The sequence below is a fragment of the Mycolicibacterium thermoresistibile genome, from assembly GCF_900187065.1.
Lineage (GTDB): Bacteria > Actinomycetota > Actinomycetes > Mycobacteriales > Mycobacteriaceae > Mycobacterium > Mycobacterium thermoresistibile.
Map to the genome: position 1 here is coordinate 1,329,632 of NZ_LT906483.1, position 22,575 is coordinate 1,352,206.

Genomic DNA, 22,575 nt, shown 5'->3' on the forward strand with positions numbered 1-22,575 from the left:
GCCGCCTGCGCCTTCAGATTTCGAGGCGGTGGCGATACACGCGCAGCGGCACCCGGCCGTCGACGGCGAGCACCCCTTCGGTGCGCAGCAGTTCCAGCTGCCGGGCCGCCAGGTGCGGCGCGGGACGCCCGGACGCGGCGATGACCCGGTACCAGGGCAGGTCCGCGGAATCGGTGCGCATGATCCAACCCACCGTTCGCGCACTCGAAAGCCCTGCGGCAGCGGCGATGTCGCCGTAGGTGACGACCCGTCCGGACGGTATGGCGGCGACCAGCGCGCGGACGGCTTCCACCTGCTCGTCGGTGACCGGCGCCATGGTCAACCCAGATGACGGCGGATCAACTCTGCGGTCTCGGCGGGTTTGGCCTGCGCGACCATGTGCAGACAATCGAGGTCGACGAGGGTGAGGTCGGCGCCCAACCGCTGCGACAGCCCGTCGAGCAGTTCACCGGTCACATACGGCGGGTCGGTCCACGCCGCACGCACCAGCGTCGTGGGAATACCGCTGGGCGGCAACACCACATCGCGGGCCAACTCGCTCCAATAGGCCATCATCGCCGGAACGCAGATCCGCCAGCCGAACCGGCCGCCGGGCAGTGCGATGAGGTGCTCGTCGAGATCGCGGTCCAGTTCGGCCGGTTCGACGTCCGCCCAGGACCCGGTGAACTTCTCGGTGCGGGCCTCCTCGCGGTCGGGGTAGTCCGGCGAGGCCAGCATCGACTCGGCGATCTCGCGCATCCATTCGCCGTCCAGGCCGATCGCCGGATCCAGCAGCACCAGCCCGGCCACCAGATCCGGCCGGGCGGCGGCCAGGTGCATCGCCACCGCACCGCCGAAGGAGTGGCCGACCACCACGACCGGTCCGTCCGCCTGATCCTCGAGCAGCGCCACCAGGGCGCCGACATTGGCCTCGAACGTCCACGGCGCCGCCCACGAGGACCGGCCGTGGCCGATCAGATCCGGTGCGGCGACCGCGATCTCCGGCAGGTGCCGGGTGGCCAGCGTCTGCCACCGCCGGCCGTGACCGGTCAGCCCGTGGATGGCCAACAACCGCGGCGGGCCGGCCGGACCGTAGCGATACACGTGCAGACCCGAGGGGTGAGTGCTCACCCCAGCGATGCTGCCACCCCGCGCGCACCGGATGTGTCAGACCCCCGTGCTGTCATGCCCCTATGACCGCACCGCCGACGAACACCGCGCCGACCCACCCTGAGTCGACCCGGCCTGGATCCACCCGGCCTGGATCCACGGGGATCCCGCCCGGCCGCACCGGGGTGGTGCGGGTGCTCGGCGGGCCGGGCACCGGCAAGAGCACCCTGCTCGTGGAGACCGCCGCCGCACACATCCGCGCCGGGGCGGCCCCGGAATCCGTGCTGCTGCTGACCGGTTCGGCGCGGCTGGGCGCGCAGGCGCGCGCCGCGGTCACCGCCCGGCTGCTGCGGGCGGCGACGGGCCGCGGGGCCGTGGTGGTCCGTGAACCGATGGTGCGGACGGTGCACTCCTACGCCTTCGCGGTGCTGCGGCTGGCCGCGCAACGCACCGGCGGCCCGCCGCCCCGGCTGCTCACCAGCGCCGAACAGGACGCCATCGTGCGCGAACTGCTGGCCGGTGACCTCGAAGACGGCGCGGCCTCGCCGGTGCGGTGGCCGGCGGCGCTGCGTCCGGCGCTGAGCACCGCCGGTTTCGCCAAGGAGTTGCGGGATCTGCTCGCCCGCTGCACCGAACGCGGGGTGGACCCGCTGGCGTTGCAGCGCCTGGGCCGGCGGCTGGGCCGGCCCGAATGGTCGGCCGCCGGCCGGTTCGCCCAGCAGTACGAGCAGGTGATGCTGCTGCGGTCCGCGGTCGGCATGGCGGCGCCGCAGGCCACCGCACCGGCGCTGGGCGCGGCCGAGCTGGTCGGGGCCGCCCTGGAGGCGTTCGGCGCCGATCCGGAGCTGCTGGCCGCCGAACGCGCCCGGATCAGGCTGTTGCTGGTCGACGACGCCCAGCACCTCGATCCGCAGGCCGCCCGGTTGGTGCGGCTGCTGGCCGAGTCGGCCGAACTGGCCGTTCTCGCCGGTGATCCCGACCAGGCGGTGTTCGGTTATCGCGGCGCCGATCCGCGGCTGCTGCGCGGTGACGACGACTCCGCCGTGCTCACGCTCACCGAATCGCACCGGTGCGCACCGGCCGTCGCCGACGCCATCACCGGTGTCGCCCGGCGGCTGCCCGGAACGGGCGGGCCGCGGCACCTCACCGGCACCGGTGAGGGCGGCACCGTCGCGGTCCGCATCGCCGCGTCCCCGCACGCCGAATCGGCGTTCATTACCGACACGCTGCGCCGGGCCCACCTGATCGACGGGGTGCCCTGGTCGCAGATGGCGGTCATCGTCCGTTCGGTACCGCGCACCGGTGCGCCGCTGGCGCGGGCCCTGACCGCCGCCGGGGTGCCGGTCGACCTCACCGCCGCCGGGCTGGCGCTGGCCGATCAACCGGCGGTGCAGGCCCTGTTGACGGTGCTGACCGCAGTCTGTGACGGCCTGGACGCCGACAAGGCACTGGCCCTGGCCACCGGGCCGATCGGGCGGGTCGACCCGGTGTCGCTGCGTCAGCTGCGGCGGGCGTTGCGCCGCGCCCACCCGCACCGGTCCGGGGCCGAGGTCGGCGAGCTGCTGGTCGAGGCGTTGCAGGCCGAGGAACCGGGCGTCTCGGCCGAGCAGGCGCGGCCGCTGCGGCGGGTGCGCGCGGTGCTGACCGCCGCGGAACGCGCCCACCGCCACGGCGGCGATCCGCGCGAGGTGCTCTGGCAGGCGTGGCACCGCTCCGGGCTGCAGCGGCGCTGGCTGGCCGCGAGTGAACGCGGCGGTGTCGCCGGCGTCCAGGCCGACCGCGATCTCGACGCCGTGACCGCGTTTTTCGACGCGGCCGAACAGTATGTGGCCCGAACCGCCGGGGCGACGTTGCGCGGACTGATCGATCACCTCACCACGTTGGGGCCGGCGGCGCCGGCGCGGGATCAGTCGGCCCGGCGGGATGCCGTGGCGGTGCTCAGCGCACACGCGGCGCTCGATCGCGAGTGGGATCTGGTGGTGATCGCCGGACTGCAGGACGGGTTGTGGCCCAACACCGTTCCGCGCGGTGGGGTGCTCGCCACCCAGCAGTTGGTCGATGTGCTCGACGGGGTCGCCGACGGCTCCGACCCGGTCGTGTCGCGCCGGGCGCCGCTGCTGGCCGAGGAGCGGAGGTTGCTGATCGCGGCCATGGGCCGGGCCCGGTCGCGGCTGCTGGTCACCGCGGTCGACAGCGACGACGGTGACGAGTCGCTGCTGCCGTCGCCGTTCTGCGCGGAACTCGCCGCGCTGGCCACCGAACCCGAAGCGGCCACGCCCGCACCGCTGCCGGCGCCGCGGGTGCTGACGGCCGCCGCCCTGGTCGGACGGCTCCGTTCGGTGGTGTGCGCCGCGCCCGACACCGTCGACGACGAGGTCCGGGCCGGTGCGGCGACACAGCTGGCCCGGCTGGCCGCGGCGGGTGTCCCGGGAGCCGACCCGGCGCAGTGGTACGCCATGACACCGCTGTCCACCGGAGAACCGCTGTGGGACGGGCCCGGACAGTCGGTGACGTTGTCGCCGTCGACGCTGCAGACCCTGGTCGACTGCCCACTGCGCTGGCTGCTGGAACGGCACGGCGGCACCGACGGCCGCGACGTCCGCTCGACGGTCGGCTCGCTGGTGCACGCGCTCGCCGCCGGCCGGTACCGGACCGAGGGGCAGCTGCTGGCCGAACTCGAGCGGGTCTGGGATCAGCTGCCGTTCGAGTCCCGCTGGTACGCCGACAACGAGTTGTCCCGGCACCGGGCGATGCTGCAGACCTTCATGCGGTGGCGGGAGCGAACCCGCCGGGAACTCACCGAGGTGGCCGCCGAGATCGCCGTCGACGGGGTGCTCGTCGACGGCGCCGACACCACACCCGAGATCAGGGTGCGGGGCCGGCTGGACCGCCTGGAACGTGACGCCGACGGCCGTCTCGTCGTGGTGGATCTCAAGACCGGCAAGAGCCCGGTGACCAAGAACGACGCCCAGCGGCACGCCCAGCTGGCGATGTATCAGCTGGCCGTCGCGGCCGGGCTGCTGCCCGCCGGCGACATCCCCGGCGGTGGCCGTCTGGTTTACCTCGGCAGGCCCACCGGCGGCGGGGCCACCGAACGCGAACAGGATCCGCTGACCCCCGAGACCGCGGCCGGGTGGCGCGACACCGTCGCACAGGCCGCCGACGCCACCCGGGGCCCGCGGTTCGCGGCCCGCATCAACGATGGCTGCGCCCACTGCCCGGTGCGGTTCAGTTGTCCGGCGCAGGCCGCGCAGGCCGGATCGGAGCGGCCGTGACCGCGCGTCACAGCCCCGCCGACCTCGCCGAGGCGCTCGGGCTCTTCCCGCCGACCGAGGAACAGGCGGCGGTGATCGCCGCACCGCCCGGCCCGCTGGTGGTGATCGCCGGCGCCGGCGCCGGCAAGACCGAGACGATGGCCGCCCGGGTGGTGTGGCTGGTCGCCAACGGCTATGCCCGCCCCGATCAGGTGCTGGGGCTGACCTTCACCCGCAAGGCCGCCGGCCAGCTGCTGCGCCGGGTGCGGAGCCGGCTGGCGCGGCTGGCCGGCACCGGCCTGGTGCCGGCGAACTCGGCCCCGGACTGGACCACCGAGTCGGTGACCGTCAGCACCTACCACGCCTTCGCCGGCACCTTGCTGCGCGAGCACGGGCTGCTGCTCCCGGTCGAGCCCGACACCCGGCTGATCGGCGAGACCGAACTGTGGCAACTGGCCTACCGGGTGGTGTGCGAGCATCCCGGCCCGCTGGACACCGACAAGACCCCCGCGGCGATCACCGCCATGGTGCTGCGGCTGGCCGGTCAGCTCGCCGAACATCTGGTGGACACCGATCAGCTCCGCGATACCCACGTCGAACTGGAACGGCTGGTGCACACCCTGCCGGCCGGCCCGTACCAGCGCGACCGCGGCCCGAGCCAGTGGCTGCTGAACATGTTGGCCACCCAGACCGAACGCGCCGCGCTGGTACCGCTCATCGACGCGGTACACCGCCGGATGCGCGCCGAGAAGGTGATGGACTTCGGCATGCAGATGGCCGCCGCGGCCCGGCTGGCCTCCGAGCACCCGCAGGTCGGCGCCGCGCTGCGGCAGCGGTTCCGGGTGGTGCTGCTCGACGAATACCAGGACACCGGCCATGCCCAGCGGATCGCGCTGTCGGCGTTGTTCGGCGGCGGTGTCGACGACGACCTCGCGCTGACCGCGGTCGGGGATCCGATCCAGTCCATCTACGGCTGGCGCGGCGCGTCGGCGACCAACCTGCCGCGGTTCGCCACCGACTTCCCGCACTCCGACGGAAGCCCGGCGCCCACCCTGGAACTGCGCACCAGCTGGCGGAACCCGCCGCGCACCCTGCACCTGGCGAACGCGATCTCCGCCGAGGCGCGGCGCCGCTCGGTGGCGGTGCGGGCGCTGCGGCCCCGGCCGGACGCCGAACCGGGCACCATCCGGTGTGCGCTGCTCGATGACGTGCAGTCCGAACGGGAGTGGGTCGCCGAGCAGCTCGCCGCACTGTACCGGCACGCCCGCGACGCCGGGGACACCCCGCCGACGGCCGCGGTGTTGGTGCGCCGCAACGCCGATGCCGCGCCGATGGCGCAGGCGCTCACCGCCCGGGGTGTGCCGGTCGAAGTGGTCGGCCTGGCCGGCCTGCTGGCGGTACCCGAGGTCGCCGACGTCGTGGCGATGCTGCGGCTGGCCGCCGACCCGACCGCGGGCAGCGCCGCGGTGCGCATCCTGACCGGGCCGCGTTGGCGACTCGGTGCCCGCGACCTCACCGCCCTGTGGCGGCGCGCCGTCGAGCTGGGCACCGTCGAGCCCCCGGGGGCTCGCCCCGACACCGACGGTGTCGAGCAGATCCTCGCGGGCATCGGGCCGGACGCCGACGAACCGTGCCTGGCCGACGCCATCTGCGATCCCGGTGATGCCGCTGCCTACTCGGAGGAGGGGTACCGGCGCATCACCGCACTGGCGCAGGAGCTGACCGCGCTGCGCGCGCACCTGCACCATCCGCTGCCCGATCTCATCGCCGAGATCCGCCGGATACTCGGGGTGGACGCCGAGGCGCGGGCCGGCCAACCGGTGGCCGCGGGCTGGGCGGGCACCGAGAACCTCGACGCGTTCGCCGACGTGGTCGCCGAGTTCGCCGTCCGGCCCAACGCGACGGTGCCGGCGCTGCTGGGCTATCTCAGCGCCGCGATGGAGGTGGAGAACGGTCTGGCGCCGGCGGACGTCACGGTCGCCACGGACCGGGTGCAGATCCTCACCGTGCACGCCGCCAAGGGCTTGGAGTGGGAGGTGGTCGCGGTACCGCACCTGAGCCGTCGGGTGTTTCCGTCCACCGCATCCCCGCGCACCTGGCTCACCGACGCGGGGGAGTTGCCGCCACTGCTGCGTGGTGACCGCGCCACCACCTCCGAGCACGGAGTGCCGGTGCTCGACACCGCCGACGTCAACGACCGGAAAGCCCTCAGCGACAAGATCGCCGAGCACAAGAACCGGTTGGCGCAACGCCGCACCGACGAGGAGCGTCGGCTGCTGTACGTGGCCGTCACCCGCGCCGAGGACACGCTGCTCGTCTCCGGACACCATTGGGGGGCAACGGAATCGAAACCCCGCGGGCCGTCCGAGTTCCTCCTGGAGATCAAGGACGTCATCGATCGGTCGGCCGAAGCCGGCGATCCGTGCGGAACCATCGACCTGTGGGCGCCGGAACCGCCGGACGGCACGCCGAACCCCCTGCGTGACAAGGCGTTCGAAGTGCTGTGGCCGGCCCCTCCGGAAAGCCGCGCCGTCGGCCACACCGCCGCCGGCGCGGCGTTGGTCACCGCGGCGATGGCCGGCGAGGTCACCGGCGGTCTGGATCCGGAGGGCTGGGCCGCCGACGTGGACGCCCTGCTGGCCGAACGGGACCGGGCGGCGCGACCCGAACCGGCGCCGCTGCCGGCCCAGCTGTCGGTCAGCTCGCTGGTCGAGCTCGGCCGCGACCCGGCGGCGACAGCGCTGATACACCGGCGGCTGCCGGCGCGCCCGGATCGCAACACCCTGCTCGGTACGGCATTCCACGAGTGGGTGCAGCGGTACTTCCACACCGACGGCCTGTTCGACCTCGACGATCTGCCCGGTGCGGTGGACGTCGAACCCGCCGCGGCGGACGCCGCCGGGCTGGCCGACCTGCAGAACGCGTTCATGACCTCGCCGTGGGCGGCGCGCACCCCGACCGAGGTGGAGGTGCCGTTCGACATGCTCATCGGCGACACCGTGGTGCGGGGTCGCATCGACGCGGTGTTCGCCGACGACGACGGCGGGGCGACCGTGGTGGACTGGAAGACCGGGGAGCCGCCGCGCACCGAGGACGAGATGCGGCAGGCGGCGATTCAGCTCGGGGTGTACCGGATCGCGTGGGCGGCGATGCGCGGGCTGCCCGTCGAATCGGTGCGCGCGGCGTTCCACTACGTCCGCTCCGGTCAGACCGTGCAACCCGATCCGCTGCCGACCGCGGACGATCTGGCCGCGCTGCTCGCAGATGCCGATCAGCGCACCCGGTGAACCCGACCGCTCCCGGGCGCGGGCGCAGGTGTTCGCTGGGATTCGGGTGCCGGACCGGCCATGATTACATTGTGGCGTGCGCACCCCCGGGATACGCGTGAGTTCCCATGACCAAAGGTAGGTTGCGGCGTCGGCTCGCCGCGATCGAACAGGATCTGACTTCCCAGCCCGAGGCGCGGCTCGTGGACATCCTGCGGATCCCGGAGCCGTTCGTCAGCCCCACCCAGCGCATCGTGCGCCGCATCATCTATGCGACGCTGGCGCTGATGGCGGCGGTGGTCATCGTCTACCTGGACCGCGACGGCTACCGCGACGTGCAGGGCAACGAACTGTCTTTCCTGGACTGCCTGTACTACGCGACGGTGTCCCTGTCGACCACCGGGTACGGCGACATCACGCCGGTCACCCCGGAAGCCCGGCTGATCAACGTGCTGGTGATCACGCCACTGCGGGTCGCGTTCCTGATCGTGCTGATCGGCACCACCGTGGAAACGCTGACCAGCCAGTCGCGGGCCGCCCTGAAGATCCAGCGCTGGAGGAGCAGAGTGCGAAACCACACCGTCGTCATCGGTTACGGCACCAAGGGGAAGACGGCCGTCGCCGCGATGGTCGAGGACGAGGTGGCGCCGGCCGACATCGTCGTCGTCGACGACGATCCGACCGCACTGGAACGGGCGCGGGCAGCCGGCCTGGTCACCGTGCACGGCGACGCCACCAAGGCCGAGGTGCTGCGGCTGGCCAGCGTCCAGCACGCCAAATCGATCATCGTGGCCACCGACAACGACGCCAGCGCGGTGCTGGTCACCTTGACCGCCCGCGAGCTGGCGCCCAACGCCAAGATCATCGCGGCGGCCCGGGAATCGGACAATCAGCATCTGCTCAAACAGTCCGGCGCCGACTCCACCGTGGTGTCCTCGGAGACCGCGGGGCGGCTGCTGGGTGTGGCCACCCAGACCCCCAGCGTGGTGGCGATCATCGAGGACCTGCTCACCCCGGACGCCGGCTTCTCCATCGCCGAACGCGAGGTCACCCCGAAGGAGGTGGGCGGCTCACCGCGCCATCTGCAGGACATCGTGTTGGGGGTGGTGCGGGACGGCCACCTGTACCGGGTCGACGAACCCGAGGTCGACGCGGTCGAGGCCGGTGACCGACTGCTCTACATCCGCATCTCGGACGGTGATCGATGACTCGCAGGACCCCGTTCCGGTTGCGGAACACACCGCTGCTCTCACGCGTCGGCGCGGACCGCGCCGACGTGCTGCGCACCGACGTCGAGGCGGCCACCGCCGGCTGGCGGGACGCGCTGCTGCTGCGGGTGGACCGCCGCAATCAGGTGCTGATCGCCGACGGGCAGGTGGTGCTGAACAAGGCCACCGAGATCGGCGACAAACCGCCGGAGGACGCGGTGTTCCTCGGGCGGCTGGGGGACGGGCGGCACGTGTGGGCGGTGCGCGCAGCGCTGGAGCCGCCCGCCGACCGCCCCGACGCGACGGTGCTCGACCTGCGCCGCACCGGGCACATCTTCGACGACGTCAGCGCCCAGCTGGTGGCCACCGCGACCGCGCTGCTGAACTGGCATGACAACGCCAAGTTCAGCGCGATCGACGGCGCCCCGACCAAACCGGTCAACGGCGGCTGGTCCCGGGTGAACCTGGTCAACGGGCACGAGGAATTCCCGCGTATCGACCCGGCGGTGATCTGCCTGGTGCACGACGGGCACGACCGCTGCGTGCTGGCCCGTCAACGGCTCTGGCCGGAGCGGTTCTTCTCGTTGGTCGCCGGATTCGTCGAGGCCGGCGAATCGTTCGAGTCGTGCGTGGTGCGCGAGATCGCCGAGGAGCTCGGGCTCACCGTGACCGACGTCGAGTACCTCGGCAGCCAGCCGTGGCCGTTCCCACGGTCGCTGATGGTGGGCTTCCACGCGGTCGGGGATCCCGATCAGCCGTTCTCCTTCAACGACGGCGAGATCGTCGAGGCCGCCTGGTTCACCCGCGACGAGGTACGGGAAGCCCTGGCGGCGGGGGACTGGAGTAGTGACTCGTCGTCGCGGCTGCTGCTGCCGGGATCGATCTCGATCGCCCGGGAGATCATCGAATCCTGGGCGGAACTCGACTAGCCCGCGAGCTTGGCTGTGCCTGATCAGCCCGCGAGCTTGGCCTTGACTTCCTTGATGCTGGGGTTGGTCAGCGCCGAGCCGTCCGGAAACTTCACCGTCGGCACCGTCTGGTTGCCGTTGTTCACCGACTCCACGAACTGGGCCGCCGCCGGATCCTCCTCGATGTTCACCTCGGTGTAGGGGATGCCCTCGGCCTTCAGCGCGGTCTGCAGCCGCTTGCAGTAGCCGCACCAGGTGGTGGTGTACATGATCAACTCGCCAGCATCAGCACTCATAGCCCGTTCAACGTATCGCATCGGCAGAAGATGCCCGGCCGGCCGGGGCCGGACTGTCCCTGGCCGCTGCCATGATGGTGGCCATGCCGGCAGAGGCTTCATCGTTGCGTGCACGCCTGCTCGACGATCTCGACGACGAACAGCGCGAGGCCGTGACGGCACCCCGCGGGCCGGTGTGTGTGCTCGCCGGGGCCGGCACCGGTAAGACCCGCACCATCACCCGGCGCATCGCCTATCTGGTCGCCGCCGGGCACGTCGCCCCCAGCCAGGTGCTTGCCGTCACCTTCACCCAGCGCGCCGCCGGCGAGATGCGGGGCCGGCTGCGGGCGCTCGACGACGGCGTGGGAACCGGCGCGGTGCAGGCGATGACGTTCCACGCCGCGGCCCGCCGGCAACTGCGGTACTTCTGGCCACAGGTGGTCGGCGACGCGCCCTGGCAGCTGCTGGACAGTAAGTTCTCGGTGGTCGCATCGGCGGCCAACCGGTGCGGGTTGCCGACCGGTACCGACGACGTCCGCGACCTGGCCGGGGAGATCGAGTGGGCCAAGGCCTCGCTCATCACCCCCGAGGACTATCCGAAGGCGGTCGCCGAGGCCGGTCGGGACATCCCGTTCGATGCCGCCAAGGTCGCCGCCGCGTACGCCGGTTACGAGGCGCTGAAGGCCCGCCAGGAGACGGTGCTGCTGGATTTCGACGATCTGCTGTTGCACACCGCGGCGGCGATAGAGAACGAACCCGCGGTCGCCCAGGAGTTCCGGGACCGCTACCGCTGTTTCGTCGTCGACGAATATCAGGACGTCACACCGCTGCAGCAGCGGGTGCTCAACGCCTGGCTGGGGGAGCGCGACGACCTCACCGTGGTCGGCGACGCCAACCAGACCATCTACTCGTTCACCGGGGCCACCCCGCAGTACCTGCTCGACTTCTCCCGGCGGTTCCCCGATGCGACCGTGGTACGGCTGGAACGCGACTACCGGTCCACACCCCAGGTGGTGTCGTTGGCCAACCGGGTCATCGCCACCGCGCGGGGCCGGATGGCCGGCAGCAAGCTGCACCTGGTCGGTCAGCGCCCGCCCGGGCCCCAGCCGACGTTCTCCGAGTATCCCGACGAGGTCGCCGAAGCCACCGCAGTGGCCAAGAACATCGCCCGGCTCATCGAATCCGGCGTCGCGCCGGCGGAGATCGCGGTGCTCTACCGGATCAATGCGCAGTCGGAGGTCTATGAGGAGGCGCTGACCGAGGCCGGCATCGCATTCCAGGTGCGCGGCGGCGAGGGTTTCTTCAGCCGCCAGGAGATCCGGCAGGCGCTGCTGGTGCTGCAACGGGCCGCGGAACGCGCCGGGACCGGAGCCGTCGAGACACCGGCCGGGGCCGAACTCGCCGCCGCGGTCCGGGGTCTGCTGGAACCGCTGGGCCTGACCGCCGAACCGCCCGCGGGCACCCGGGCCCGGGAACGCTGGGAGGCGCTGGCGGCGCTGGCCGATCTGGTCGACGAGGAGGTGGCCACCCAACCGGGTCTGACACTGCCGGGCCTGCTGAACGAACTGCGCCGCCGCGCCGACGCCCGTCACCCACCGGTCGTGCAGGGCGTGACGCTGGCGTCGCTGCACGCCGCGAAGGGCCTGGAATGGGATGCGGTGTTCCTGGTGGGGCTTGCCGACGGCACCCTGCCCATCTCGCACGCGTTGGCACATGGGCCCGAGAGCGAACCGGTGGAGGAGGAGCGACGGCTGCTCTACGTCGGGATCACCCGTGCCCGAGTGCATCTGGCGCTGAGCTGGGCGCTGGCCCGGGCGCCCGGCGGGCGGCAGGGCCGGCGGCCGTCGCGCTTCCTCAACGGAATCGCCCCGAACGTCGGGTCGGCCGGCGACCGGTCCGGCCCGACTCGGCCGCGCCGGCAGCGCGGCGCCACCCCGCGCTGCCGCATCTGCAACGCCGTCCTCACCGCACCGCCGGCGATCATGCTGCGACGGTGCGAGTCGTGCCCCGCCGACATCGACGAGGAACTGCTCGCCGAGTTGAAGGAATGGCGGTCGCGGACGGCCAAGGAGATGAGTGTGCCGGCTTACGTGGTGTTCACCGACAACACCCTGATCGCGATCGCCGAGATGCTGCCCACCGACGACGCGGCGCTGGTGGCGATACCGGGTATCGGCGCGCGAAAGCTGGAACAGTTCGGTCCCGACGTCCTGGCCATGGTGAAAAACCGCAGGTAGAAAATCGGTTGTGCGAGACGGCGCGAGCCTTTAGCCTCTTTTGAGCACGTCATGAGAGGAGGGCCGGCGGCATGTTGAGCAGCATCGCGCGCACCGGTGTAGGCACCTCCGTGCCCGGGTTTGTCGGCTCAGCCTCCGTGCCCGGTTCTGTCGGCTCAGCCTCCGTGGCAGGTTCTGTCGGCTCAGCCTCCGTGGCAGGTTCTGTCGGCTCAGCCTCCGTGGCGCCGATGAACCCTGCCGCCGCAGCCCTCGCCGCCGAGCCGGCCGCCGTGGTGTCGCCGCACCGCATTCGCCGAGCTGCCGCCCCGACTGTCGGGTCCGTGAATCGAGGCGCCATGTAGCCGCCCGAAGAAACGCCATCTGGCCACGGACCGCAGTCACCGGATCCGTGGCCGATTTGTTTTCGCCCCCAAGCGAATACCTGGTCACAGATCCGTTTCGAACGACCGCCGCCGAAACATCGACCAGGAAGCAGGGATACGACGTGTCTGCACTGACATGCCGAAGCGAACAACCCCAACGGCTGGCCCGCCACGTGCTGATGCCGTGCCGTACCGGCGATCCCGATCTGTGGTTCGCCGACGATCCCGCCGACCTCGAACGGGCCAAGGCGCTGTGCGCGCCCTGCCCGGTGCGGCGTCAGTGCCTGGCCGCCGCGCTGGAGCGGCAGGAGCCGTGGGGCGTCTGGGGTGGTGAGATCTTCGACCGCGGATCGATCGTGGCGCGCAAACGGCCACGTGGCCGGCCGCGGAAGAACAGCGATCCGGCCGCCGCGTGACGAACGCGGCGGCCGGTCAGGCCGCTTCCACCGCGAACCCCGGAATCATCTCCAGCGCAAGGGCTTTGACCGGGACTCGGGCATCCAGCTGACAGGAGATGGCGACCACCGAGGCGATCACCCGCATCGGGATCGCCAGGTGGCGGGGCAGATCCATCTGCCGTGCGGTCTTGATCTGCGCGACCGAGCGGTCCATGTCCACGGCGGTGAGACGCTGCAGCCACTTGCGGTTGAAGTGGAACACGTCGACCTCCACCGGTTCGACGTACTGCCGCAGCATCTCGTCGATCTCCCGGATCGACACCTCGCCGCCGGGCTGGATGAACCCGGCCTTCTCCATGGTGGCGATCAGGTTGTCGTAATCCTTCTCCAGCGCGTAGCGCAGCATCAGGCCGAGCTCGATCGGGAAGCCGCCGGGCAGCGGCGCCACCGCACCGAAGTCGATGACGCCCATCCGGCCGTCGGACAGCAGCATGAAGTTGCCCGGATGTGCGTCGCCGTGCATCATCTCCAGCCGGCTCGGCGCGTCATAGGTCAGCTCGGTCAGCCGGGTCGCCATCACATCCCGCTGCTCCTGCGTGCCGTCGCGGATGATCTGCGACATCGGGATGCCGTCGATCCACTCGGCGATCACCACCTTGGGGGCGCTGGCGATCACCTGCGGCACGGCGAAGTGCGGATGGTCCCGGTAGGCCTTGGCGAAGGCGCGCTGGTGGTCGGCCTCCAGCCGGTAGTCCAGTTCCATCTCGGTGCGTTCGATGAGCTCCTCGACGACACCCTCGACATCGGCGCCCGGCGAGAGTTGTTTGAGGATCCCGACCATCCGCTGCATCGTCTTCAGGTCCGCCCGCAGCGCCTCGTCGGCACCCGGGTACTGGATCTTGACCGCGACCTCGCGGCCGTCGGACCAGATCGCCTTGTGCACCTGACCGATGCTGGCCGACGCGACCGGGCGGTCGTCGAAGGACCGGAACCGGTCCCGCCACCTGGTGCCGAGCTGCTGGTCGAGCACCCGGTGCACCCGCGAGGCCGGCAGCGGCGGGGCATCCTTCTGCAGCTTGGTCAGCGCCTCCCGATACGGCTTGCCGTACTGTTCGGGGACGGCGGCCTCCATCACCGACAACGCCTGGCCGACCTTCATCGCGCCGCCCTTGAGTTCACCGAGCACCTGGAACAGCTGCTGGGCCGCCTTGTCCATCAGCTCGGCGTTGACCTCGTCCTTCGACTTCCCGGTCAGCCGTTTGCCGAGGCCGAGCGCCGCCCGGCCGGCCAAGCCGGCGCCCAAACCGGCCAGCTTCGCGTTGCGGGACACGCGCCCGCGCTTGATGTCAGCCACGACACCATCATCCACGACGCCGTCGAAAAGTCGGCAACGAACTGGCAACGGGTGATGTCAACACGAACATGCCGGGTGCCGCGACCAGCGGCGCATCACGATGGAGTGGACCCGGACATCGAACTCCAGCGTGGTGTCCAGGGTGGGCGGCGGGGTGCTGTGCGCCGGATCGTCACCGAGGACTGCCCGGACGACCCGGTTGACCTGTTCGAGTGCCAGCGCCGCGGTGGCCAGCACGGTGGCCCGGTCGGCGGCGCCGACGGTGCCGCGCAACTGTGCGGCGACCACGGGCCACGCCGCATCGCGGTCGGTGCGGTGCAGATCGCCGCAGCCCAGACAACTGGTGACGCCGGGGATCACCAGGGGGCCGATCAGCCCGGTGTGATCGCGCACCCGCACCGGCAGGTGCGGGATCTGCGCGGCGTGCAGTTCGCGCACCACCCGCGGTTCGGCGATGAGGTCGTCGGCCAGCACCACCAGGTCGGTGCCCGCCGGGGCGGCGGCGTGGCTGCGGGTGCTGTGCTGAACACGGTTCCCGGTGCAGCGCAGCGAGCCGGCTAGCAGATCCGACAGCGGTCCGCGGCCGTGGATGCGGATCGACGCCGCGCGGCCGGGGCGCCGCCCGGTCCGCCGGACCAGGCCGGCGCGAAGCAGGGCGGCGAGCAGATCATGCAACGGTTCGTCGGCGCCGCTCCGGGCGGCCGCATCGGTCAGCTCGTCGAGGGTGGCGCCGGTCTGCAGGGTCAGCAGCAGGTCGCGCAGCCCGGGGGCGGTGAGCCCGGCCGGCGGCCGGATCTGGACGGCCCGCTGCGGATGCCAGCCGATCTGGACGCGGCCGTCGGGCCGCAACAACACCGGCAGCGCCGCGTCGAGCAGGTATCGCGTCATGGACCGACTGTGCCACGGCGGGCGCCGGGCGCCGCCGGTTATCCACAGTTTATTGACGCCTGCGTCGAACGATCAGTCGGTGTCGTCCTCGCCGGGGGCCTTCTCCGGATCGGTCTCTTTCCCCAGATCGGCGAGGGCCTCATCGATGCCGCTGGTGTCGCCGCCGATCATCCGGTCGATGAAGCCGGCCGGCTCGTCCAGGTCGGCCGCATCGGGCAGCAGGTCCGGGTGCTGCCACACACCGTCGCGCGCGTCGGCGCCGACCGCCTCGGTCAGCCGTTCCCACAGCGCGGCGGCCTCCCGCATCTTGCGGGGCCGCAACTCCAGACCCACCAGCGTGGCGAAGGTCTGTTCGGCCGGACCGCCGGTCGCGCGGCGCCGGCGCAGCAACTCCGACAGCGCCGAGGTGGCGGGGATCCGATCGCCCAGTGCGGCGGTGACCACCGTCTGCACCCACCCCTCGATGAGCGCAAGCAGCGTCTCCAGCCGTTCCAGGGCCGCCTCCTGTTCCGGAGTCGACTTGGGTTCGAAGATGCCCTGGTTGAGCAGTTCCTCCATGGCGCTCGGGTCGTTGAGCGACGTCGGGCTGAAGCCCGCGGCCAGCTCCTCGATACCGGTCATGTCGATCTTGATGCCGCGCGCGAACGCCTCCACCGCGTTGAGCAGCTGGCTCGACAACCACGGCACATGGCTGAACAGCCGGTGGTGCGCGGCCTCGCGGGCGGCCAGGAAGGTCAGCACTTCGCTGCGGGGGTGTTCCAGCCCCTCCGAGAACGTCTCGATGTTCGACGGCAGCAGGGCGGCGACGCCCTTGGGGCCCAGCGGCAACCCGATGTCGGTGGAGGTCAGCACTTCCCTGGACAGTTTGCCGAGCGCCTGACCGAGCTGGCTGCCGAATGCCATGCCGCCCATCTGGGTCATCATCGCCAGCAGCGGACCGGCCATGGCCCGCGCCTCCTCCGGCAGCGCCGCCGTCCACACCGCCGACACCTGCTCGGCCACCGGATCGCACAACCGCTTCCAGGTGTCGAGGGTGTTGTCGATCCAGTCGGTGGGGGTCCACGCCACCGTGCGGGTGGTGCCCGCCGGTATCGCGGTCGCCCCGTCCAGCCAGGTCTCGGCGAGGTGCACCGCGTCGGCGATCGCCGAGCGGGTCGTGTCCGGGACCGGTGCCACGAAGCCGATCGACGAGGAGGCGAGCTGGCGGGCCAGGTCGTAGTTGACCGGCCCGGACTGCGCCCCGCCCGCCATCACATTGCCTGCGCCGCTGAACATCTCCCCGAGCCGGGTGAAGATCTGCCCGAGGTCGCCCAGGTCGAACCCGGCACCGCCGAACGGGTCGGATCCCGACGGGCCCGAGCCCGAGCCCGGGTCCCGCTTGCCCTTGTCGCGATCGGGATCGTCTCCGGGGGAGAAGCCAAAAGGCAGGTCAGCCATACCTCAACGGTACTCACCGCCGGCGCGGGGCGGTGGTTTGCGGGTCTCGCTGTCAGTGAACGCCCGCGCCGGGCTCTACTGTATGCGGCGTGAACAGGCGGATTCTGACGCTGATCGTCGCGCTGGTGCCGATCATGGCGTTCGGTGTGCTGCTGTCGGTGGTGCGGGTGCCCTTCGTGTCGCTGGGTCCCGGGCCGACGTTCGACACCCTCGGCCAGATCGACGGCAAGGACGTGGTCGCGATCGAGGGCGCCGAGGTGTATCCGACATCCGGGCAGCTGAACATGACCACGGTGGCGCAGCGCGACGGTTTGACCCTCGGGCAGGCGTTGACATTGTGGATGTCCGGCCGTGAGCAGCTGGTGCCGCGGGATCTGGTGTATCCGCCCGACAAGTCTCGCGAGGAGATCGAGCAGGCCAACACCCGCGACTTCCGCCAGTCCGAGGACAGCGCCGAGTACGCCGCCCTGTCCTACCTGGACTACCCGATGGCGGTGACGGTGGATTCGGTCGAGGAGTCCGGCCCGTCGGCCGGCAAGCTGCGCGACGGCGACGCGATCGACGCGGTGGACGGCCGGCCCGTGGCCAACCTCGACGAGTTCCAGGCGGTGCTGCAGGAGACCAAGCCGGGGGACACCATCGTCATCGACTACCGCCGCAAGAACGCCCCGCCCGGTGCGGTGGCCGTCACGTTGGGGGAGAACCCCGACCGCGAGCACGGATATCTGGGCATCGGGGTGCTGGACGCGCCGTGGGCGCCGTTCGAGATCACGTTCAACCTCGCCAACGTCGGCGGCCCGTCGGCGGGCATGGTGTTCAGCCTGGCGGTGATCGACAAACTCACCGAGGGGGACCTCGCCGGGTCGCGGGTGGTGGCCGGCTCGGGCACCATCACCGGTGACGGGCAGGTGGGATCGATCGGCGGCATCACCCACAAGATGGCGGCCGCCGCCGACGCCGGCGCCACGGTGTTCCTGGTGCCCGCCGAGAACTGCGTGGAGGCGAAGTCGGCGCAACGCGACGGCATGGAACTCGTGCGGGTGGAGACACTCGACGACGCGGTGACGGCGCTGAACACCCTTTCTGCTGGTGGCGAACCGCCACGGTGTTGAGGAACCGGAACCGGACGGTGCGTAGAGTTGGTGGGGCACACCCACCCCCGGATTAACCTCCGGACTCCCCGAACCGAACTGGAGTGACGCGAGTGGCAATGCGGCCTGCGGCACGGATGCCGACGCTGACGCGACGTAGCCGGATCCTGATCGCGATCGCGCTCATCGCGGTCGTATTGCTGTTGACCGGTCCCCGGTTGATCGACACCTACGTCAACTGGCTGTGGTTCGGCGAACTCGGGTACCGCTCGGTGTTCACGACGGTGCTGCTCACCCGGCTGATCGTGTTCCTGGTGGCGGCGCTGGTCGTCGGTGCGGTGGTGTTCGCGGGGCTGGCGCTGGCGTACCGCACCCGCCCGGTGTTCGTGCCGACCAACGGCCCGGACGATCCGGTGGCGCGGTACCGCATCGCGGTGATGGCCCGGCTGCGGATGTACGGCGTCGGGATTCCGGTGTTCATCGGCCTGCTCGCCGGCATCGTGGCGCAGAGCTACTGGGTGCGGGTGCAGCTGTTCCTGCACGGCGGCAGTTTCGGGATCACCGATCCCGAGTTCGGCAAGGATCTCGGTTTCTACGCCTTCGATCTGCCGTTCTACCGGCTGGTGCTGACCTATCTGTTCGTCGCGGTGACGCTGGCGTTGATCGCCAACCTGGTCACCCACTACCTGTTCGGCGGCATCCGGTTGGCCGGGCGGGCCGGAGTGCTCAGCCGCGCCGCCCGGATCCAGCTGATCACCCTGGTCGGCCTGCTGGTGCTGCTCAAGGCGGTGGCCTACTGGGTGGACCGCTACGAACTGCTGAGCCACACGCGGCCCGGCAAACCGTTCACCGGCGCCGGTTACACGGACATCAACGCGGTGCTGCCGGCGAAGCTGATCATGTTGGCGATCGCGGTGATCTGCGCGATCGCGGTGTTCTCCGCCTTGTTCCTCCGGGACCTGCGGATTCCCGCCGTCGGTCTGGTGCTGCTGTTGCTCAGCTCGCTGGTGGTCGGCGCCGGCTGGCCGATGATCGTCGAACAGTTCAGCGTCCGGCCGAACGCGGCGCAGAAGGAGAGCGAGTACATCAGCCGGAGCATCGCGGCGACCCGGCACGCCTACGGTCTCACCGAGGATGTGGTCACCTACCGCAGTTACCCGGGTAACGCGCCGGCGACCGCCGCGCAGGTCGCGGCCGATGCGGCGACGACGTCGAACATCCGGGTGCTCGACCCGACCATCGTCAGCCCGGCGTTCACCCAGTTCCGGCAGGGCAAGAACTTCTACTACTTCCCGGACCACCTCAACATCGACCGTTACCGCGACGAGGACGGTGAACTGCGCGACTATGTCGTCGCGGCCCGGGAACTGAACCCGGACCGGCTGATCGACAACCAGCGGGACTGGATCAACCGCCACACCGTCTACACCCATGGCAACGGCTTCATCGCCTCGCCCGCCAACACGGTGCGCGGAGTCGCCAACGACCCCACCCAGAACGGCGGCTACCCGGAGTTCCTGACCAACGAGGTCGGCCCGGAGGGCATCATCAACCAGGGTCCGGCGGAGCTGGAGCAGCCGCGTATCTACTTCGGGCCGGTGATCGCCAACACGGCGGCCGATTACGCGATCGTCGGCGAGAACGGCCCGCCGCGCGAGTACGACTTCGAGACCAGCACCGAGACCCGCAACTACACCTACACCGGGTCGGGTGGGGTGCCGATCGGCAACTGGCTGAACCGCACGGTGTTCGCGGCCAAGTACGCCGAGCGGAACTTCCTGTTCTCCAATGTGATCGGCGAGAATAGCAAGCTGCTGTTCAACCGTGACCCGGCGGACCGGGTGGAGGCGGTGGCGCCGTGGCTGACCACCGACACCACGGTGTACCCGGCGATCGTCAACAAGCGGATCGTGTGGATCGTCGACGGTTACACCACGCTGGACAACTACCCGTACTCGGAGCTGACGACGCTGTCGTCGGCCACCGCGGACTCCAATGAGGTCGCGATCAACCGGCTGCAGCCGGACAAGCGGGTGTCCTACATCCGCAACTCGGTGAAGGCCACCGTCGACGCCTACGACGGCACCGTCACGCTGTACGCGCACGACGAGGACGACCCGGTGCTGCAGGCGTGGATGAAGGTGTTCCCGGACACCGTGAAACCCAGCAGCGAGATCTCCGATGAGCTGCGCGAGCATCTGCGCTATCCCGAGGACCTGTTCAAGGTGCAGCGGGCGTTGCTGGCCAAGTACCACGTCAGCGACCCGATCACGTTCTTCTCCACGTCGGACTTCTGGGATGTCCCGCTGGATCCGAACCCGACGGCGAGCAGCTTCCAGCCGCCGTACTACATCGTCGCCAAGGACCTCGCGCTGAACGACGGCTCGGCGTCGTTCCAGCTCACCAGCGCGATGAACCGGTTCCAGCGCGACTTCCTGGCCGCCTACATCAGCGCCAGCTCGGATCCGGAGACCTACGGACGGCTGACGGTGTTGACCATCCCCGGCCAGGTCAACGGCCCCAAACTGGCCAACAACGCGATCACCACCGACACCGCGGTGAGCCAGGACCTCGGCGTGATCGGCCGGGACGGCCAGAACCGCATCCAGTTCGGCAACCTGCTGACACTGCCGCTCGGCGACGGCGGACTGCTCTACGTCGAACCGGTGTACGCGTCGCCGGGCCGCGGTGATGCGGCGTCGTCCTACCCGCGGTTGATCCGGGTGGCGATGATGTACAACGACAAGATCGGCTACGGGCCCACCGTCCGGGACGCGCTGATCGACCTGTTCGGGCCGGGCGCCGACGCGACGGCGACCGGGCCGGCGCCGACCGGTGCGGTGACCGGTGAGACACCCGAGGCCACCACACCCACCGACGGTCAGGCGGCCGCGTCCGTGCCGCCGCGGGCCGGTCAGCCGGAGCGGGCTCCCGAGGCCGCACCGCGCACCCCGGCCCCGGAGGCGGCGGTGCCGCCGGCCGACGGCGCCCCGGTGCAGCTGTCGCCGGCCAAGGCGGCCGCGCTCCGTCAGCTCGACTCCGCGATGGACGAGGTCCGGGAGGCCCAGCGCAGCGGCGACTTCGCCCGGTACGGGCAGGCGCTGCAGCGGCTGCACGACGCGATGGACCGGTTCAACTCCGCCGAATAGCGGGAATACCCGGTGACGCGGAGCGGTTGTACGAGTCGGTTCCGCCGGCCGACGCGCCGTCGCCGCACGCGTGCGGTGAGCCACGGCGAAGCCGGGGACAATCGTGAGAAGAACCACAGTCCCTGGTGGGCCAGCAATTTGGCCGTGCGCGGCTGGTTGGGTAACCTTGTGTTTACCCGACGCGGGGTGGAGCAGCTCGGTAGCTCGCTGGGCTCATAACCCAGAGGTCGCAGGTTCGAATCCTGTCCCCGCTACTAACGCCCTGGGTGGGAGTATGATCCATTCGCTCCCACCCGGGGCATTACCAATTCTGCTGCCGGTCACCGCTTTTGGCGAGTAGCATCGCGACCGTGACGGCCGCACCCAGCTATCTCGGCGAGGTGCGGGTCAATTGGCGGCCGCTGGCGGCGGCCACCGCGGGACTGAGCGCGGGGCTGAGCCTGAGCGCCTACACCAATGCCGCGATGGCGCCGCAGTTCCTGGCGGCTTTCGACTGGAGCCGCTCCGACTTCGCGCTGACCGGTGTCATCGCACTGCTGACGTTCGTGTTCCTGCCGGTCTACGGGCGGCTCACCGATCTGTTCGGGGTGCGCCGCATCGCGCTGATCGGCGTCACGGGGCTGCCGGTCTGTTGGATCGGGTACGCGTTGATGTCCGGCCCGATCTGGCAGTACTTCGCCATTCACGTCGCGATGATCGCGCTGGGAACGACGACCACACCGGCCATCTACAGTCGGCTGGTGGCGATTCGGTTCGACCGGGCGCGCGGGTTGGCCCTGGCCGTCGCGATCTCCGGGCCGCCGCTGCTGGGCGCACTCGGCGTGCCCGCCCTGGACGCGGTGAATCAGACTCTCGGATGGCGCTGGGGATGTGTGGCGATCGCGGTGGCGATCGCGGTAGTGGGGTTCGCCGCGCTGGCTCTGGCGCCGCGCCCGAACCCCGCCGCCGACCCGGCCCCTGCCGATCCAACCGGCGAGACCCCTTCCCGCGGTCGGGACGACACCCATCGGCGGACCGGCGCCGCGTACCGTATGATCGGCCGCAACCCGGTCTTCTGGATCCTGTTGGCCGGCATCCTGCTGTGCAATCTGTACCACTCGGTGACCACCGCCCAACTCGGTGTGGTCCTCGGCGACTCGGTCGGTTCGGGCAATGGTGTCGCGGTGCTCGTCTCGATCTTCGCGGCGGCGGTGATCGTCGGCCGGTTCGCCTGCGGGCTCGCTCTGGACCGGCTGCCGTCGCACCTGGTCGCGGCGGTCGCGATGGGGCTGCCCGGCCTGGGGTGTCTGCTGATCGCGACACCGTGGGACGGGTTCGCCGTGCTGGTGGTGGCGGTGTGTTGTCTCGGCGCGGCCTGGGGCGCCGAAGGTGACGTCGTCGCCTACCTGGTGGCGCGCCGCTTCCGGTTGACCGTCTACAGCACGGTGCTGAGCATCCTGTCCGCGGCGATCGGCGTCTCCTCGGCGGTCGGGGCCGTGGTGCTCAGCCGCACCCTGCAGGCCAGTGACAGTTTCAACGGGTTCCTGGTGTTCGCCGGGGTCGCGGCATTCCTCGGTGGCGCGTTGTTCCTGCTGTCGGGTTCCCGGCGTGGGGAATCGGACCCACCGCCGGAGGGCCCGGTGCGGTCCGGAACCGCCGCCGTGGCATCAACCGGCTGAG

At 70.9% G+C, this 22,575-nt stretch carries 15 protein-coding genes and 1 tRNA gene; 10 read left to right on the forward strand and 6 right to left on the reverse strand.

Annotated features, from left to right (window positions below; translation table 11 throughout):
- Positions 1-13 precede the first annotated feature (13 nt).
- Both CKW28_RS06185 and CKW28_RS06190 read right to left on the reverse strand, forming a co-directional pair.
- Positions 14-316, reverse strand: coding sequence for an MGMT family protein (locus tag CKW28_RS06185; protein ID WP_003927935.1), 303 nt, complete (start codon positions 314-316; stop codon positions 14-16).
- Between the two features lie 2 nt (positions 317-318).
- Positions 319-1,110: an alpha/beta fold hydrolase gene (locus CKW28_RS06190; protein ID WP_162292331.1), complete on the reverse strand. Its 792-nt coding sequence runs from the start codon at positions 1,108-1,110 to the stop codon at positions 319-321.
- A 62-nt stretch (positions 1,111-1,172) separates the two neighbouring features.
- Between CKW28_RS06190 and CKW28_RS06195 the strand changes: the two genes are divergently transcribed.
- The 4 genes from CKW28_RS06195 to nudC all read left to right on the forward strand — a co-directional run bounded on the left by CKW28_RS06195 (position 1,173) and on the right by nudC (position 9,746).
- Positions 1,173-4,364 carry an ATP-dependent helicase gene (locus tag CKW28_RS06195; protein WP_040548602.1) on the forward strand — a complete coding sequence of 1,064 codons (3,192 nt, stop codon included), beginning with the start codon at positions 1,173-1,175 and terminating at the stop codon, positions 4,362-4,364.
- Positions 4,295-7,630, forward strand: a complete 3,336-nt coding sequence (locus CKW28_RS06200) for an ATP-dependent helicase (protein WP_435405808.1) — start codon at positions 4,295-4,297, stop codon at positions 7,628-7,630. Before CKW28_RS06195 ends, CKW28_RS06200 begins: the two co-directional genes overlap by 70 nt.
- Positions 7,631-7,737: 107 nt before the next feature.
- Complete coding sequence (locus tag CKW28_RS06205) at positions 7,738-8,817, forward strand: potassium channel family protein (RefSeq protein ID WP_040548599.1); 1,080 nt, start codon at positions 7,738-7,740, stop codon at positions 8,815-8,817.
- Positions 8,814-9,746, forward strand: a complete 933-nt coding sequence (nudC, locus tag CKW28_RS06210) for an NAD(+) diphosphatase (protein WP_040548596.1) — start codon at positions 8,814-8,816, stop codon at positions 9,744-9,746. The genes CKW28_RS06205 and nudC overlap by 4 nt, the downstream gene beginning before the upstream one ends.
- 23 nt (positions 9,747-9,769) lie before the next feature.
- Here nudC and CKW28_RS06215 read toward each other — a convergent pair whose 3' ends face one another.
- Positions 9,770-10,021 carry a mycoredoxin gene (locus CKW28_RS06215; RefSeq protein WP_040548593.1) on the reverse strand — a complete coding sequence of 84 codons (252 nt, stop codon included), beginning with the start codon at positions 10,019-10,021 and terminating at the stop codon, positions 9,770-9,772.
- A 71-nt stretch (positions 10,022-10,092) separates the two neighbouring features.
- Here CKW28_RS06215 and CKW28_RS06220 point away from each other — a divergent pair, with 71 nt between their 5' ends.
- On the forward strand, positions 10,093-12,237 hold the full coding sequence (locus CKW28_RS06220) for an ATP-dependent DNA helicase UvrD2 (RefSeq protein WP_040548590.1): 2,145 nt from the start codon (positions 10,093-10,095) through the stop codon (positions 12,235-12,237).
- Between the two features lie 541 nt (positions 12,238-12,778).
- Entirely contained in the window at positions 12,779-13,015 is a 237-nt protein-coding gene (locus tag CKW28_RS06225) for a WhiB family transcriptional regulator (RefSeq protein WP_081475623.1), read from the forward strand.
- Between the two features lie 16 nt (positions 13,016-13,031).
- Here the strand turns inward: CKW28_RS06225 and CKW28_RS06230 are convergent, their stop codons facing one another.
- The 3 genes from CKW28_RS06230 to CKW28_RS06240 all read right to left on the reverse strand — a co-directional run bounded on the left by CKW28_RS06230 (position 13,032) and on the right by CKW28_RS06240 (position 16,676).
- Positions 13,032-14,366 (reverse strand): macrolide-binding ATPase MABP-1, encoded by a 1,335-nt coding sequence (locus tag CKW28_RS06230; protein ID WP_040548588.1) that lies wholly within the window; start codon positions 14,364-14,366, stop codon positions 13,032-13,034.
- Positions 14,367-14,408: 42 nt separating this feature from the next.
- On the reverse strand, positions 14,409-15,239 hold the full coding sequence (locus CKW28_RS06235) for a hypothetical protein (protein WP_003927924.1): 831 nt from the start codon (positions 15,237-15,239) through the stop codon (positions 14,409-14,411).
- Between the two features lie 72 nt (positions 15,240-15,311).
- Entirely contained in the window at positions 15,312-16,676 is a 1,365-nt protein-coding gene (locus tag CKW28_RS06240) for a zinc-dependent metalloprotease (protein ID WP_003927923.1), read from the reverse strand.
- An 89-nt stretch (positions 16,677-16,765) separates the two neighbouring features.
- On the opposite strand from CKW28_RS06240, the gene CKW28_RS06245 reads away from it, so the two are divergent.
- The 4 genes from CKW28_RS06245 (at position 16,766) to CKW28_RS06260 (ending at position 22,574) form a co-directional block, all read left to right on the forward strand.
- Entirely contained in the window at positions 16,766-17,788 is a 1,023-nt protein-coding gene (locus CKW28_RS06245) for a YlbL family protein (protein WP_003927922.1), read from the forward strand.
- 92 nt (positions 17,789-17,880) lie between these two features.
- Positions 17,881-20,916, forward strand: a complete 3,036-nt coding sequence (locus tag CKW28_RS06250; RefSeq protein WP_003927921.1) for a UPF0182 family protein — start codon at positions 17,881-17,883, stop codon at positions 20,914-20,916.
- Between the two features lie 180 nt (positions 20,917-21,096).
- Positions 21,097-21,170: transfer RNA gene (locus CKW28_RS06255), tRNA-Met, on the forward strand.
- Between the two features lie 96 nt (positions 21,171-21,266).
- Positions 21,267-22,574 carry an MFS transporter gene (locus CKW28_RS06260; RefSeq protein WP_003927920.1) on the forward strand — a complete coding sequence of 436 codons (1,308 nt, stop codon included), beginning with the start codon at positions 21,267-21,269 and terminating at the stop codon, positions 22,572-22,574.
- Position 22,575 lies beyond the last annotated feature (1 nt).

Bases quoted from the DNA above. Each gene is read 5' to 3' on its own strand.
- CKW28_RS06185 (WP_003927935.1), bottom strand. From the start codon at position 316: ATGGCGCCGGTCACCGACGAGCAGGTGGAAGCCGTCCGCGCGCTGGTC.
- CKW28_RS06195 (WP_040548602.1), top strand. From the start codon at position 1,173: ATGACCGCACCGCCGACGAACACCGCGCCGACCCACCCTGAGTCGACC.
- CKW28_RS06205 (WP_040548599.1), top strand. From the start codon at position 7,738: ATGACCAAAGGTAGGTTGCGGCGTCGGCTCGCCGCGATCGAACAGGAT.
- nudC (WP_040548596.1), top strand. From the start codon at position 8,814: ATGACTCGCAGGACCCCGTTCCGGTTGCGGAACACACCGCTGCTCTCA.
- CKW28_RS06215 (WP_040548593.1), bottom strand. From the start codon at position 10,021: ATGAGTGCTGATGCTGGCGAGTTGATCATGTACACCACCACCTGGTGC.
- CKW28_RS06220 (WP_040548590.1), top strand. From the start codon at position 10,093: ATGATGGTGGCCATGCCGGCAGAGGCTTCATCGTTGCGTGCACGCCTG.
- CKW28_RS06225 (WP_081475623.1), top strand. From the start codon at position 12,779: ATGCCGTGCCGTACCGGCGATCCCGATCTGTGGTTCGCCGACGATCCC.
- CKW28_RS06235 (WP_003927924.1), bottom strand. From the start codon at position 15,239: ATGACGCGATACCTGCTCGACGCGGCGCTGCCGGTGTTGTTGCGGCCC.
- CKW28_RS06240 (WP_003927923.1), bottom strand. From the start codon at position 16,676: ATGGCTGACCTGCCTTTTGGCTTCTCCCCCGGAGACGATCCCGATCGC.